11 protein-coding genes are annotated in these 15,411 nt (G+C 43.7%); 4 read left to right on the forward strand and 7 right to left on the reverse strand.

Annotated features, from left to right (window positions below):
- Window positions 1–331: 331 nt before the first annotated feature.
- The 6 genes from add to glnA all read right to left on the reverse strand — a co-directional run bounded on the left by add (window position 332) and on the right by glnA (window position 8,709).
- Window positions 332–1,336 carry an adenosine deaminase gene (gene add / locus HUO09_RS14640; protein ID WP_188234444.1) on the reverse strand — a complete coding sequence of 335 codons (1,005 nt, stop codon included), beginning with the start codon at window positions 1,334–1,336 and terminating at the stop codon, window positions 332–334.
- Window positions 1,337–1,416: 80 nt separating this feature from the next.
- Window positions 1,417–3,972, reverse strand: coding sequence for a GGDEF and EAL domain-containing protein (locus HUO09_RS14645; RefSeq protein ID WP_188234445.1), 2,556 nt, complete (start codon window positions 3,970–3,972; stop codon window positions 1,417–1,419).
- Between the two features lie 72 nt (window positions 3,973–4,044).
- On the reverse strand, window positions 4,045–5,448 hold the full coding sequence (glnG, locus tag HUO09_RS14650) for a nitrogen regulation protein NR(I) (RefSeq protein ID WP_167412894.1): 1,404 nt from the start codon (window positions 5,446–5,448) through the stop codon (window positions 4,045–4,047).
- A 40-nt stretch (window positions 5,449–5,488) separates the two neighbouring features.
- Window positions 5,489–6,535, reverse strand: coding sequence for a nitrogen regulation protein NR(II) (glnL, locus tag HUO09_RS14655; protein ID WP_167412895.1), 1,047 nt, complete (start codon window positions 6,533–6,535; stop codon window positions 5,489–5,491).
- Window positions 6,536–6,669: 134 nt separating this feature from the next.
- On the reverse strand, window positions 6,670–7,179 hold the full coding sequence (locus tag HUO09_RS14660) for a DUF4124 domain-containing protein (protein WP_175579766.1): 510 nt from the start codon (window positions 7,177–7,179) through the stop codon (window positions 6,670–6,672).
- Between the two features lie 120 nt (window positions 7,180–7,299).
- Window positions 7,300–8,709, reverse strand: a complete 1,410-nt coding sequence (gene glnA / locus HUO09_RS14665) for a glutamate--ammonia ligase (protein WP_167412896.1) — start codon at window positions 8,707–8,709, stop codon at window positions 7,300–7,302.
- 502 nt (window positions 8,710–9,211) lie between these two features.
- Between glnA and typA the strand changes: the two genes are divergently transcribed.
- The 4 genes from typA to HUO09_RS14685 all read left to right on the forward strand — a co-directional run bounded on the left by typA (window position 9,212) and on the right by HUO09_RS14685 (window position 13,487).
- A complete protein-coding gene (gene typA / locus HUO09_RS14670) occupies window positions 9,212–11,035 on the forward strand; it encodes a translational GTPase TypA (protein WP_167412897.1) in 1,824 nt (607 codons plus the stop codon).
- Between the two features lie 180 nt (window positions 11,036–11,215).
- Window positions 11,216–12,133 carry a virulence factor BrkB family protein gene (locus HUO09_RS14675; protein WP_188234446.1) on the forward strand — a complete coding sequence of 306 codons (918 nt, stop codon included), beginning with the start codon at window positions 11,216–11,218 and terminating at the stop codon, window positions 12,131–12,133.
- On the forward strand, window positions 12,105–12,539 hold the full coding sequence (dtd, locus tag HUO09_RS14680; RefSeq protein ID WP_167412898.1) for a D-aminoacyl-tRNA deacylase: 435 nt from the start codon (window positions 12,105–12,107) through the stop codon (window positions 12,537–12,539). Before HUO09_RS14675 ends, dtd begins: the two co-directional genes overlap by 29 nt.
- A gap of 18 nt (window positions 12,540–12,557) precedes the next feature.
- Window positions 12,558–13,487, forward strand: a complete 930-nt coding sequence (locus HUO09_RS14685) for a bifunctional GNAT family N-acetyltransferase/hotdog fold thioesterase (RefSeq protein WP_167412899.1) — start codon at window positions 12,558–12,560, stop codon at window positions 13,485–13,487.
- Window positions 13,488–13,498: 11 nt separating this feature from the next.
- On the opposite strand, the gene HUO09_RS14690 is transcribed toward HUO09_RS14685, so the two are convergent.
- A complete protein-coding gene (locus HUO09_RS14690; RefSeq protein ID WP_188234447.1) occupies window positions 13,499–15,376 on the reverse strand; it encodes an AsmA family protein in 1,878 nt (625 codons plus the stop codon).
- Window positions 15,377–15,411 lie beyond the last annotated feature (35 nt).

Consider the following 15,411-nt stretch of genomic DNA (forward strand, 5'->3'; position numbering starts at 1 on the left):
CCACTATTTGAAAGCCTCGTCAGAAATGACGGGGCTTTTTTGCGTCTGAAGAAAAGTAATTAATGCGAAGCGGTATTTCAGTGGGTTGCACTTGGTTTAGAAGAAATCCGGTCTGTCACACTGGTGATGTACCAAGAAGGTGTTTACGTTACGGTAGGGTCTTTTGAGGAATGACGAGCTTGTTACGTTTGAAGGCATCGTTTTATCAGGGCTAGTCCATATCGACCGAATTCTTTGTATCCTTTTGATCCCACTTTTCAAATGTTTCCCCATCTCAAAAAACAGATATAAAAAAGCCGATGCAGATGCATCGGCTTTTAACGTATTACGTTTAAGCTCTTTTTGAGGCTTTCAGCTTAAGTGTTTCTTTTTCTGAGTCAGACAAAAATGCCAGCTCTAATCCGTTTATCTGAGCTTGGCGGATTTGTTCTTGTGACAGTCCGGCTTGAGGGGCTGCGACTTCATACTCGTGTGGTAGTTCGATGCCTTCTACTGCTGGGTCATCGGTATTCAGACAAGCGAGCACACCATGTTCTAAGAACTGTTTGAGAGGGTGGTTGCGCAAGCTTTCTACTGTACTTGTCTGAATGTTGGACGTTAAGCAAGACTCAATGCCGATCTTATGCTCAGCGAGATAGTCCATCAGCTTAGGATCTTGAATTGCTTTTACGCCGTGACCAATACGTGTCGCTCCGAGATCTTGGATTGCCTGCCACATACTTTCTGGACCAGCCGCTTCACCAGCGTGAACAGTGATACTTAAACCTGAGTCGCGAACTTGCTTAAAGTGGCTAGTGAAAAGCTCACCTGGTTGACCCAGCTCGTCCCCAGCAAGGTCAACAGCAACAATATTATCTCGTTGAGATAATATTGCGTTGAGTTCTTGCTGGCAGGCCTCTGTGCCAAATGTACGACTCATTATGCCGATAAGGTTAGCCTTAACACCAAAGTCGCGAATACCAGCTTTAACGCCGTCGACAACTGCTTCTACGACACCTTCAACCGGTAAGTTGTGCTTCATCGCCATGTAATAAGGGGAGAAGCGAAGTTCAGCGTAGTCAATCTGAGCGTTCAGCGCATCTTCTACGTTTTCATAGGCTACGCGTCTGCACGCATCTAAATCGCCTAATACCGCTACACCCCAATCGAGTTTTGATAGGAATGCGACCAATGAGGGTTCTGCTTCTACTATCTGCACATGAGGTGTTAACTCGATAATGTTGTTCGCTGGTAATTTCACACCAAACTTTGTGCCTAGATCTAGGATAGTTTGAGTGCGTATATTGCCATCTAAATGACGGTGTAAATCCGTTAATGGTAAGTTCTTGGTTATCATTATCTATCCCCATTGTTATCTGGGAAGAAGTATAAGAACCAATGTGGCACCTGTCAGTAACTGATCGAGGCAAAATGAACCTAATTTGCTGTTTTTTTCCTCATGTTAACTAAGTTTGTTGGCCATTCTTGGTATGGGATTGGTTTACTGAATAGAAAACCTTGGCCTTGCGGGCAGTTTAGTTGATGAAGCAAATCGACTTGCTCCTGCGTTTCTATCCCTTCCGCGACAAGTTGTACTTTAAAGCCTTTCATCATGTTGATAATGGCAGCAACGATACTTTCTTCAAGATGATCCTGATTGAGCTGTGTAACAAAGGCTCTATCTATCTTTAAGCAATCGAAAGGCAGCTTATGTAAGTAAGATAACGAACTATAGCCAGTACCAAAATCGTCAATAGCGATATGTATCCCCAATTTCTTCAACGCAAGCATGTTGTTCAAAATGATAGGGTCGTTATCCACTATTTTCGATTCCGTAATCTCTAGCGCCAGATTACTTGGCCTTAACTGAGTGATTCGCAGTATTTCTTCAAGTTGTGGTAAGAAGAGGTAACTGGAAAGCTGGCTGACAGATAAATTGACGTGCATACGAAAATCACATGCCCACTTACCTTCTTCAATTCCTTTTACTGTGTCGATACAGGCTTGGAGGAGAATTTGTTCACCAATGGTGTTGATTAACCCACTCTCTTCAGCAACAGGAATGAATTCGATTGGTGGTACTAAACCAAGTTCAGGTGAAATCCAACGAGCCAGAGCTTCTGCTCCTAGAACTTCACCACTGTTTAGGTCAACGATTGGCTGATAGAACGGAACAAATTCATGCTTCTCGATAGCAACTTTAAGTAGAGTAACCATCTGAGTTCTCTTGCGAGATATACCTGCCATTTCTGGTGCGTAGTAACTGATTCGGGTCGAATCTGATTTGGCGTTACTTAAAGCAATGCTGCCATTTCTCAGCCAAACGGTCATGTTCGATGAGTCAGAGTTATGCACTATGCCTATAGATACGTTAACGGCTATAGGCTCGTTTGGCATTGAGTAAGGTGTTGCAAATAATTGCAGAATACGATTTGCTTCGTCTTGAATTTCCTGATCATCTTGTACGAGAGGGAGATATAGTGCAAATTCATCACCGCCAATTCGTGCGATATAGGCGTCGGACGCGTAAATGTTTTTCAGCCGCTGTGCGATAGCGATAAGCAGTTGGTCTGCCAACTGATGACCCAAGCTATCGTTGATATCCCTGAATTTATCAATACCAATAAGGAACAAACAACCATTGAGTTTTTTTAGGTTACTGCAACTTTCAACTAAACCCTCTCGGCTATAAAGCTTAGTTAGTGAGTCATACACCAACTGGGTTCGCAGTGCTTTAAATGATGCTTTCAGGTTGTTGGCCATTTCACTAAACGCGTGAACCAGTAAGCTAGTTTCATAAATATTGCCAGATTTTGGCATTGGGCTTGCCCAATCTCCACGAGCCAAATGTTGGGCTGCTGCCGCCGTTGATGTAATTGGTGCGGTAATTCGATTAAAAGCAATGTAACCAATACCGATACCCAACATGCTGATTAATAGACCGATATACCAAGCATTACGTTGATTGTAAGGGACCTCACCCAAGAGCTTTGGCTCAGAAATGGAGACACCAATGAACCAGTGCAGTCCAAACTCGTCTTCAAAAGGTGTTACTTTGTTGAAATATCTATCGTTCTTTACATAGGTGATGAAGTTATTAGTCGTAATATCTGAAGGTAGAGTAAGCTGTTTGAAGCTTTCAGCACTGGCTTTAATGACTGGGCTGGCGTTTTCAGTCGCCAGAAGGCGTGTTCCTTTCGGTGATAAGCTGGTTCCCCATGAAACCACACCGCCAGCACTTGAATGAGCAATTAATCGATGTTCGTCATCAAATATGTAGATATCGGCTCCAGTTTTCAGCTTCATTTCACGTAAAAAAGCATTGAACGTATCGATTTTTACATCTGTGACGGATACACCAACAAATTGTTGGTCTTGAAAAACGGGACTTAATGAAGAAAGTGTAATTTCTTGTCTTTCATCGGCGTTGGTATAAATCGAAGACCACATTGGTTTAGGATTTTTAGCGACAGGCGCATACCAAGGACGTACGCGAGGATCATAGTTTTCTATCACTGAGCGGATATCTTTGCTAATAGTATCGTTTTGATAAATAACTAATTTATTTTTGGTTCGTCTGTCTTGAACCATCAAGGTGTAGCTATGATCTATCTCTTTGCGAAACCCGACATACTCTGCGTTGATACCACCAAATCCGATCACATCTAATTGAGGGATAGATTTGTAAAGATTTGAGAAATTAAATCTGAAGAAATCCTCTATTTCTTGCGTATTACCTTTTTGATAAAGATGATGGAAGCCAAGGTTGTGGCTCAAGCTTAAGTTGGCTAAAAAAGGTTCTTCGAGAAAATTGTAGAGGCGCTGCTCGACATTATTGGTCAGGTAGGTCAGTTGTTTGCTACTGATATCCTGAACCATTTGTTCGTAGTTGGCTTTTTGTACAAAAGCAATGACACCGAACGTGACCGAGAAAATGATCACGAACGGTAGCAATACAGCGGTTTTTAATTTGATTTTCTTTTTAAAAGGCATATCCCTGATCTTTATAAAGCACTATCCCTATGCTTACTGGAAAAAATTCATTAAATGCCTGATAAAAGAAAATCAGTACAGCTCTTTGAGTTTCCTTGTAAGCGTGTTACGACCCCAGCCTAGTACTTTTGCAGCATCTTGTTTATGACCATTCGTATGATGCAGTGCTGCTTCTAGAAGTATACGTTCGAATTCAGGTAATGCGTACGAAAGAATTTCCGTTTCTCCCGATGCCAGTGCTGATTTAGCCCAAGACTCCAGCTGCTTTTGCCAACTGGTGTCATTTTCAAAATCGACACTTTTCTTCTCTGAAATCAATTCTGATGGAAGATCACTTGGCAGAACCTCTGAACCACTTGCCATGACCGTTAACCAACGGCACATGTTTTCTAGTTGACGAACGTTACCCGGCCAATCTAGACGGTTAAGGATTTCTACAGCTTTAGGATGAAGAGTTTTCATCTCGACACCTAATTCTTTAGCGGCAAGAGCGAGGAAATGTTGAGTGAGCTTTTCGATATCTTGACGTCGCTCACGTAAAGATGGAATTTGAATACGTATTACATTCAAACGATGGAACAAGTCTTCTCGAAACTTACCTTGGTGAACCAGTTTCTCTAGGTTCTGGTGAGTTGCCGCTACGATACGAACGTCAACCTTAATCGCTGAGTGTCCACCGACACGGTAGAACTGACCATCAGCCAATACTCGCAATAATCGAGTCTGAATATCGAGTGGCATATCCCCGATTTCATCAAGGAATAGTGTGCCTCCGTTTGCTTGCTCAAAGCGACCTTGGCGCACATTATTTGCTCCAGTAAAGGCGCCTTTTTCATGTCCAAATAGCTCTGACTCAATCAGATCTTTGGGAATCGCTGCCATGTTAAGTGCGATAAACGGTTTTTGAGCGCGAGGACTGTGACGATGAAGAGCATGGGCTACTAGCTCCTTACCTGTACCGGATTCACCGTTTATCAATACTGAGATGGAAGAGCGGGACAAACGACCAATGGCGCGAAACACTTCTTGCATAGCCGGTGCTTCACCAATGATTTCAGGTGAATCATAGGGTTGATCCTGTTGTTTTGATTGTTCCTTACGTTGCTCTTGGCCGTGAGCAATTGCACGCTCAACCAAAGTAAGAGTCTCATCTACATCAAACGGTTTAGGTAAGTATTCAAACGCACCTTTTTGATAGGCGTTAACCGCAGCATCCAAATCAGAGTGAGCGGTCATGATGATCACAGGCAGCTCTGGTGAACGTGAGTGGACTTGGTTAAGCAATTCGATACCGTCAATCCCAGGCATACGAATATCGGAAACTAACACATCAGGCGTTTCTCGTTCTAATGCCATTAAAACGCTTTCGGCATCAGAAAAGGTTTCACATTTGATATTGGCTGATGAAAGAGTTTTCTCCATAACCCAGCGGATAGAACTGTCGTCATCGACAACCCATACGTATCCTTTACTCATAGTTTTAATTCCTTAGCAGCAAATCTTGTGACTAATGTGTCTAAATAGGTAAATAAATGGTGAATGTGGTTCTGCCTGGCCAGCTTTCTACTTCGATTTTTCCATTGTGCTGGTCGATCAGATTTTGAGAGATTGATAACCCTAGGCCAGTTCCGCCTTCGCGCCCACTGACCATCGGGTAGAACAAGGTATCTTGCAATTCCATGGGAATGCCCGGACCGTTGTCTGTAATCTCAATTCTGGCCACTAACTTATGTCGCTGGCCTTGAATGGTTGCTTGATGGACGGTTCTGGTGCGCAGCGTGATCTGTTGATGTTTTTGATTAGATAAGATCTGCGCAGCGTTGCTGACGATATTGAGTAAAGCTTGCTCTATTTGATCCGTGTCCATCACGATGTCAGGTAAGCTCGGATCGTAGTCGCGTTCAATGACCAGTTCAGGTCCACCTTCGAGCTCAACAAGTTGACGCACTTTTTCCAAAATAAGGTGCAGGTTTTCCGATTTCTTTTTTCCCGGTTTTTGCGGACCCAGTAAACGGTCAACCAAAGCCCTTAAGCGATCAGCTTGTTCAATAATGATTTGGGTGTATTCCGTAAGGCTTTGATCGGGCAACATTCGCTCTAAAAGCTGTGCTGCGCCTCGCAATCCTCCTAGCGGATTTTTAATTTCATGAGCCAACCCGCGAACCAGCAATTTTGCTGCTTGTTGTTGGGCATGTTGGTTGAGTTCTTGAGTTAAGCGTCTTTGTTGGCCTATACGTCGCATCTCAACCAATAAATACAAATCTTTATCCCAAGACATAGGACTTACCGTCACTTCAAGCATTAGCGGCTTACCATCGACGACAAATGTCACATCGCTGTCAGTAATACTCTGTCCGCTTTGCAATGGCTGTGTCAGTAATGCTAAATCCATTGAGGCATGTTGAATCAACTTTGAAAGTGGCTGGTTGGTAATGCGTTTGGCACTTTGAGAAAACAGTTGCTCGGCTGCTGGATTTGCATAACGAACGCACAACAATTCATCCAACATTAAAGTGGCCGTTACGACGTTGTTTAAAATGGTGTGACTCAGTTCTGCACTCACAGTTTCTTCCTTGTCCGTGTTCCAATATAATGCAATGCACTTTTTTGGTGCATTAAAATGTCAAGTATGGCGCAACGGTATGCAAAGAAAAAGAAAAACTCTTTGTGATATCAGGCTAATTAGCAGGTTACCATCTAATTCACGGACGCCCGATGAAGATACACCGTTACTATAGAGCTAGATGCAATAACCTTGCCGCTTCCAACTATTTGAATTGAAAAGCGATGAGTACCTCTCTCAATGTTTTTTAGTTGCCACACCGTTTTGGTGCTTGGTTCACCAAAGAGCTGTCCATTCATCAACAATTGTAGCTGTTCGGACTCTGAAAGTTCTCTGTTTAAGCCTATCTGGATGTTTATGTTGCCTTCATTGCTGCGAATGGTTTCACCATCACTGGGCGAGAGAATGTTAACTTTAGGTGTTAGCGCTTTAGCAATGCTTTGAGGTTTTGGCTGTTTAACATCGGTTGATGACTTGCTGTTTTTGGAACCGTCGAAACTCTCTATTGAAAGAGTTGTCGCGTTTGGTGCTGGGGTATCACTGAAATGCTGTATACCCTTATCGTCTAACCAAATGTAGATCTCTTTGCTTGTTGATGAGTCAACGATGCCCAGCAGACAGAATAAAAACAGAACGTTTTTCAATGTGATCTCCGATACGAATTAGAACGAAATAGTGCTGGTTATGCTAATGAGAAATTCGTATCTGAGAATAGAAAAAAGGCCCGCCTGCGAGGCGAGCCTAATATATAGCTAAAGCTAAACTTATACAGAGTAGTACAATTCGAACTCTAGTGGGTGAGTAGACATGTTTACACGTTGTACGTCTTGTGATTTCAGAGCGATGTATGAATCGATGAAGTCATCAGAGAATACGCCACCTGAAGTTAGGAACTCACGGTCTGCGCTTAGTTCAGCTAGTGCACCTTGTAGAGACTCTGCAACTGTTGGGATTTCAGCTGCTTCTTCTGCAGGTAGGTCGTACAAGTCTTTATCCATAGCTTCGCCTGGGTGGATCTTGTTCTTGATACCGTCAAGACCAGCCATTAGCATTGCTGCAAACGCTAGGTATGGGTTAGCTGCTGGATCACCGAAACGAACTTCAATACGGCGTGCTTTAGGGCTTGGTACCACTGGGATACGGATAGAAGCAGAACGGTTACGTGCAGAATATGCAAGCATAACAGGAGCTTCAAAGCCAGGTACAAGACGCTTGTACGAGTTAGTTGATGGGTTAGCAAATGCGTTAATTGCACGAGCGTGTTTAATGATACCGCCGATGTAGTAAAGAGCAGTTTCAGATAGGCCGCCGTACTTGTCGCCAGCGAATAGGTTAACACCGTCTTTCGCTAGAGATTGGTGAACGTGCATACCAGAACCGTTGTCGCCAACGAGTGGTTTAGGCATGAAAGTCGCTGTTTTACCGAATGCGTGTGCCACGTTGTGAACAACGTACTTGTAGATTTGGATTTCATCAGCTTTTGCTGTTAGCGTGTTGAAACGAGTTGCGATTTCGTTTTGACCCGCAGTTGCAACTTCGTGGTGGTGAGCTTCAACAACAAGACCCATTTCTTCCATGATTAGACACATAGCAGAACGGATATCTTGAGATGAATCTACAGGAGCTACTGGGAAGTAACCACCTTTAACGCCTGGACGGTGACCTTTGTTACCATCTTCGTAGTCAGAACCAGTGTTCCATGCAGCTTCAACGTCATCGATCTTGAAGAAAGAACCAGACATGTCAGTTGAGAACTTAACATCGTCAAATAGGAAGAATTCTGGCTCTGGACCAATAAGAACAGTATCTGCGATACCAGTTGAACGCATGTAGTCTTCTGCGCGTTTAGCGATAGAACGAGGGTCACGGTCGTAACCTTGCATTGTTGCAGGCTCTAAGATGTCACAACGGATGTTCAGTGTTGATTCTTCTGTGAATGGGTCTAGCACAGCAGATGCTGCGTCAGGCATCATTACCATGTCAGATTCATTAATACCTTTCCAGCCAGCAACTGATGAACCATCGAACATTTTACCTTCTTCGAAGAAGTCTGCATCAATTTGGTGAGCAGGGATCGAAATGTGTTGCTCTTTACCTTTTGTATCTGTGAAACGTAGGTCCACAAACTTAACTTCGTTTTCTTGAATCAGCGATAGTACGTTTTCTACTGACATCTCGGATAACCTCCAGTGTTAATAAAGCGATTTGGGCTCGAATCAAAATTAGTTTCTTGCATCAATCAGTGCTTAAACCCATCTTAATCGATGTTGGTCACATGCTTGCGATATTCGTGCCAAACATTTTAGCTTATATAAATCAATGCATTACTTGCATTATGTTTTTTTTGGTGCTTGTCGATGCACCAAAAAGATCCTTTAATGAACCAAATTAGTGCGACCTCGAGTGCGGTGCACCAATTTCTATCAAAGCGTACACTATTCACACAATGATTCACTCAATTTTTTAAGTGTAATTAACTTTAATTTGTCACTGTTTGTTTAAAATCAGATTAACGACTAGGCTCTATAGAGCGAAAATCAGCGTGATGGATCACATATTCCTAGGTTTTTCGCCAAAATCTGGTACATTATTGCCCGTTTTTTGAACCAAATTAAGGCTACGTCTTTATATCCTGTAGAGACGGGCCATTTTGTGTATATAAGTGAAGCAAAATCCATGGCTACTCCACAAATTGATAAATTAAGAAATATCGCGATCATCGCGCACGTTGACCACGGTAAAACTACCCTTGTCGATAAACTACTGCAACAATCGGGTACGTTAGAGTCTCGCGGTGACATCGAAGAGCGAGTCATGGACTCGAATGACATCGAAAAAGAACGTGGTATCACGATTCTAGCTAAGAACACTGCAATTAACTGGAACGACTACCGTATCAACATCGTAGATACTCCAGGACACGCAGACTTCGGTGGCGAAGTTGAACGTATCATGTCTATGGTTGACTGTGTATGTCTGATCGTTGACGCAGTTGATGGCCCGATGCCACAGACTCGCTTCGTTACACAAAAAGCATTTGCTCATGGCTTGAAGCCAATCGTAGTTATTAACAAAATTGACCGTCCGGGTGCTCGCCCTGATTGGGTTATGGACCAAGTATTCGACTTATTCGACAACTTAGGTGCAACTGACGAACAGTTAGATTTCCAAGTGGTTTATGCATCAGCACTAAACGGTTGGGCTACTTTGGAAGAAGGTGAGACTGGCGAAAACATGGAACCATTGTTCCAAGCTATCGTTGATAACGTTGAACCGCCTCAAGTAGACCTTGAAGGTCCACTTCAAATGCAAATTTCTCAGCTTGATTACAGCTCATACGTAGGTGTTATCGGTGTTGGTCGCGTAACTCGCGGTACCGTAAAACCAAACCAACAAGTGACAGTTATCAGTGCTGATGGTAAGAAACGTAACGGCAAAGTAGGTACAGTACTTGGTTACTTAGGTCTACAACGTTCTGATACTGAACAAGCGACTGCGGGTGATATCGTTGCGATTACTGGTCTTGGCGAACTGAAAATCTCTGACACTATTTGTGACGTGAACGCAGTGGAAGCTCTACCACCACTAAGTGTTGATGAACCAACAGTTACTATGACTTTCCAAGTAAACACTTCTCCGTTTGCGGGTAAAGAAGGTAAGTTCGTGACTTCACGTAACATCCTTGAACGTCTAGAGAAAGAGTTGGTACACAACGTAGCACTGCGTGTAGAACAAACTGACGATCCAGATAAATTCCGTGTATCAGGTCGTGGTGAACTTCACCTTTCAATTCTGATCGAGAACATGCGTCGTGAAGGCTTCGAGCTTGCAGTATCTCGTCCAGAAGTAATTTTGAGAGAAGAAGACGGCCAGCTAATGGAACCGTTTGAAACAGTAACGATTGACGTACTGGAAGAACACCAAGGCGGCATCATGGAGAAAATCGGCATGCGTAAAGGCGAGCTGAAAGATATGTCTCCAGATGGAAAAGGTCGTGTTCGTCTAGACTTCGTTATGCCTTCTCGTGGTTTGATCGGTTTCCAGACTGAGTTCCTGACTCTGACTTCTGGTTCTGGCCTTCTTTACCATACATTCGATCACTACGCTCCACACAAAGGCGGCGACATTGGTCAACGTGTAAACGGCGTATTGATTTCTAACGCAACTGGTAAAGCTCTGACTTACGCACTGTTCAACCTACAAGAACGTGGTCGTCTATTTACTGAGCACGCAGATGAAGTGTACGAAGGTCAGGTAATCGGTATTCACAACCGTTCAAATGACCTGACAGTAAACTGTCTGAAAGGTAAACAGCTAACGAACGTTCGTGCATCAGGTACTGATGAAGCACAGGTTCTTACTCCAGCTATCAAGTACACGCTAGAGCAAGCGCTTGAGTTCATTGATGATGACGAGCTAGTAGAAGTAACACCAGAAAGCATCCGTATTCGTAAACGTCACCTGACTGAAAACGATCGTAAACGTGCTGCTCGTGGTTAATTAACCACTCTTTGCTAACGTTTAAAAAAGCCCTGAACTGTGACAGTTCGGGGCTTTTTGTTTTTGCTGTTTTGTATGTAAGAATACCTTGTCAAATTAATAATGAATCAATGGGTTAAGCAAATTCTTACATCATCGATTAAAATGAACAGGTGATGTGATACCCACCTCTAGGAGAGAATGTTGAACTTACAGAACTTAGCTAAGCAGACCTTTGCGTTTAGCCGTTATCTGCTTTTGAGAGTCAAACATGACCGAGTCAATGTTAACGCGGGGTATCTGGCGTACATCACTTTGCTCTCTATTGTGCCAATGTTCACTGTTTCACTCGCAATTATGTCGTCTTTTGAGATCTTTTCTAATGTGGGTGAAGTCTTGCAAGATTTTGTGATTGAACACTTTGTTCCCGCCGCAGGTTTGGCGGTAAGAACTGCGTTATCCGAGTTCATTGCCAATACCGCAAAAATGACTGCCGTGGGTAGTGTGTTTTTGTTTGTTGCTGCCTTAATGCTGATTTCCAACATCGATAAAAACTTGAACTACATATGGCGGGTGAGAAATAAGCGACGTGTCGTTTTTTCTTTTTCTATGTATTGGATGATTTTGACGCTGGGACCTCTGCTATTGGGTGCGAGCATTGCGGTGACATCATATATCACTTCTTTGAAAATCATTGATAGCGAGGCGTTGGTTGGCGTCTACAACCTGTTTTTGCGCTGGCTTCCTTTTTTGCTTTCTTTTTTCGCTTTTTCTGGTTTGTATTTACTGGTTCCGAATAAAAAGGTCTATATTTATCATTCTCTTGCTGGAGCGCTGGTGGCGGCCGTTCTCTTTGAGCTGAGTAAGAAAGCCTTTGCGGCCTATATTACTCACTTCCCTTCATATCAGCTTATCTACGGTGCTCTGGCAGCGATACCGATACTCTTCGTCTGGATATATCTGTGCTGGGTCATTGTCTTGATTGGTGCAGAAGTGACTGCGGCTTTGGGTGAGCGTGAGTGCTGGAGTGAGGAAGAAGACATGATAAACTCGAGTTCCCTTTCAAAGAGTAACAAGGAAGAGAATTCCAGTGATAGCGTTGATTCAAAGAGTAAGTGAAGCTGCAGTACGCGTCGACGGTGAAGTAGTCGGTGAAATTGAAAAAGGTTTATTGGTGTTGCTAGGTGTTGAACGCGAAGATGACGAAGCGAAAGCGAAGCGTTTGATGGAGCGCGTGACCTCTTACCGAGTATTTGAAGACCAAGCTGGCAAAATGAATTTAAGTGTGAAAGATGTAGGAGGCAGCGTACTGGTTGTTTCTCAGTTCACTCTGCCAGCCGATACAAAAAAAGGGACGAGAGCGGGGTTCTCTCGTGGCGCTCACCCACAAGACGCTGAGCGTTTATATAATTACTTTTCTGACTTATGTGAAGATGTGCTGCCAACCGAGCGAGGATGCTTTGCGGCGGACATGAAAGTCTCACTGGTCAACGATGGTCCTGTGACATTCTGGTTACAGGTATAATGTTTAGGAACGGAATCTATGTTTAAACTTATTACGCCGACTACGGATAATCAGCTCAATAAGTATTATCACTTCCGCTGGCAGATGTTGCGTGAGCCTTGGCGAATGCCTATCGGCTCAGAGCGCGATGAATATGACCCTATGAGTCATCATCGAATGATTGTTGATGGTAGAGGAAGACCCATCGCAATCGGCCGTTTATACATTACCCCTGATAGTGAAGGCCAAATTCGCTATATGGCGGTGAAATCACCTCGCCGGGGCAAGGGGATGGGGTCATTAGTATTAGTCGCCCTAGAGTCTCTTGCGCGTCAGGAAGGTGCAAAACGTTTGGTCTGTAATGCTCGTGAAGATGCGATTTCATTTTATGAAAGAAATGGCTTTGAACGTCGTGGTGAATTGAACGATGAACGCGGCCCCGTTCGCCATCAACAGATGGTGAAACATCTCGACCCAATGGCGAATGTGTTACGTAAACCCGAATGGTGTACAGAACTTCAGGATCGCTGGGCGACGCAAATTCCAATCAGCGATAAAATGGGTATCAAAGTTCAGCAATATACTGGCTATCAGTTTCAATGTTGTGCTCAGATAAACCCGAACCTTAACCCGCACAATACAATGTTTGCTGGTTCTGCCTTTACATTGGCAACATTGACTGGCTGGGGAATGGCATGGTTGTTGATGCGCGAACGTGGTCTAGAAGGGGATATAGTGCTGGTGGACAGCAGTATCCGTTATCGCCATCCCGTCGTTCACAATCCTGTTGCATCAACATCTTTAGATGGCATTAGTGGTGATTTGGATCGTTTAGCATCAGGCCGAAAAGCGCGAATTGTCGTAAATGTGAACATATCGAGTGGTAATGTCGACGCTGTAGCGTTCGTTGGAACCTACATGCTTATCCCTAATTACCAAGATATCCTACTAAAAGCGGGTGCGAGTTAACCCTTAGCATTTTAGTTAGGACAAGGCTGCTGCTGTTGAGTATCTCGGAGTAAGTCGTAACTGACTTTTTCACACCCATTAACCACATTAATCTCAAATTGCCCTTCTTGAGGTGATACCAAATCAAGTTGGGCAGCAATATCTGCTTGCAGCCCTAATCCTTTCAACGGAGTCTTTGTGAGGTTGATGCGGCCTCTGTCTGCAATAAATTTAAGGTTGTCCACTTCAAATGGCTGAACAACGAGTGAGTCAGGGTTTTGGAACAGTATTATACCGTCTCGCATACTGCCATTTAGCTCCCCTGTGATAGAGTGGGAAAGCATAGAATAGTCACCCGCCAACCCATCAGCATTGATGTCGAATTCAGTAATCGCATCGATCTTTATTGGAAGTTTAACGAAGTGGTTTATCACAGGAAATGGCAATCCATCTGCGTGCGCCGTCAAAGACCAAGGAGCACTAGGCTGAGAGAAGTCCCAACTAGCATTCGCTTCTAGATAGCCTTTCTCAAGGGGGATAAAGGCTCGGTCGAGTTGCCAGTTACCTTTGTCGCTGTGCATCTCAATCACCCCTTGAGTGCTCATCAGTTCTCCAATACTCGCACTGTTAGCACTGAGAGATAGTTGACCATCCCATAGCCCCCACTGAGCATTTTTGACCAACTGAGTATCCGATCCTTCGATGGTCAATCCCGACAGTTGCCAGAAAGGTTTGTTGATCAATTGAATTAGTTGCAGATTATTAAGCGCTAGGCTATCAATAGCTAGATCATTAAGTTGCGGCCATTGTTTTGGTATCCAAGCTAAATCTTGCTGCGTTTCTGCAAACCATTTAATACCTCTCGCATTAAGCTGTTTTAAGTGGATGCTGGTGGGGGTCACAGTACCTGATAAACGAACGCTACCTTGCAACACCTCTGTTGAAAAATCGCTGATAGAAATGGCCTGATCAGAAAAATCGAGCTTCATGCTTGGTTCAACCCATTGCAGCCCTTTCCATGAAATAGAATCAGCGTTTAATGACAGATAACCTTTGTCTTGTTGCCAAATGGATTGAGTGAAAGAAAAGTTCTCTAACGAAGCGGCAGTGTTCTCCAGCTCAAAGCCCGCAACCGTAAGCTGACTATTAAGAATATCCAGACTGTTTATATGAGTGACGTATTTGAGCGCGAGTTGCCACAGTTTATCTGCCGTGTTGCTTAATGATTCTGGTAGCTTTAAGTGACTGATGGTGGTGTTAATCAGTGACCATCCCGAAGCAAACTGCTCTGCCTGACCTGAAAAGTCAGCGCCTCGCCATTGAAATGATGCTCCGTATACTGTGCTGTCTTCAGTCTTGTAGTCAGCATCAATTAAAACCTTGTCGAAAGCTTCACCATCCCAATAAAACTGGTCTGCGGAAAGCTGAAGTTCACCATAAGGCAGTAACTGCTCGCTACTGTTCCATAAAGGGTGCTTCACCTGAAGATTGACACCACGGGCAATTAGCCCTTGATGTGAAAAGTCCACATTGTGCAGAGCAAGTTGATTCAACTGTAAGTTTTGAAGGAAGTCTGAAGACGGCAGACCTTGAGAAAAGTTCGCGCCATCGAGCAACAAACTATCAATGACGAGTTTGTCTTGTTTGATTAGCTTTTCGTTTAGCCAGATATCGATTGTGGAAAAAGAGAGCGGCTGTTCCTCCGTCTCAATACTGACGTTGTGTAAGGTGAAGTGAGCTGGATATTCATAATCGAGCTCAGAAAAAGTGAGTTTGCCTGGCCATAACTGCTGAGTTAACCATTGAGCTGAAGGGGTAAAATAGCGGGTGTGCATAACACCAAATACCACCAACGTTAACGTAAGTAGTAAGGCTATAACTCCAATCCCTAGTGCTAACAGCTTCTTCATGGTTTGTATCGGCTAAACAGAACAAGCTAACAGCT

It is taken from the genome of Vibrio sp. Y2-5 (assembly GCF_014596725.1).
Classification (GTDB): Bacteria; Pseudomonadota; Gammaproteobacteria; order Enterobacterales; family Vibrionaceae; genus Vibrio.

What these genes read in the sequence shown, in the direction of transcription:
- glnA (WP_167412896.1), bottom strand. Translation starts at nt 8,709, where the DNA reads ATGTCAGTAGAAAACGTACTATCGCTGATTCAAGAAAACGAAGTTAAG.
- glnG (WP_167412894.1), bottom strand. Translation starts at nt 5,448, where the DNA reads ATGAGTAAAGGATACGTATGGGTTGTCGATGACGACAGTTCTATCCGC.
- typA (WP_167412897.1), top strand. Translation starts at nt 9,212, where the DNA reads ATGGCTACTCCACAAATTGATAAATTAAGAAATATCGCGATCATCGCG.
- HUO09_RS14645 (WP_188234445.1), bottom strand. Translation starts at nt 3,972, where the DNA reads ATGCCTTTTAAAAAGAAAATCAAATTAAAAACCGCTGTATTGCTACCG.
- HUO09_RS14690 (WP_188234447.1), bottom strand. Translation starts at nt 15,376, where the DNA reads ATGAAGAAGCTGTTAGCACTAGGGATTGGAGTTATAGCCTTACTACTT.
- HUO09_RS14685 (WP_167412899.1), top strand. Translation starts at nt 12,558, where the DNA reads ATGTTTAAACTTATTACGCCGACTACGGATAATCAGCTCAATAAGTAT.
- add (WP_188234444.1), bottom strand. Translation starts at nt 1,336, where the DNA reads ATGATAACCAAGAACTTACCATTAACGGATTTACACCGTCATTTAGAT.
- HUO09_RS14675 (WP_188234446.1), top strand. Translation starts at nt 11,216, where the DNA reads ATGTTGAACTTACAGAACTTAGCTAAGCAGACCTTTGCGTTTAGCCGT.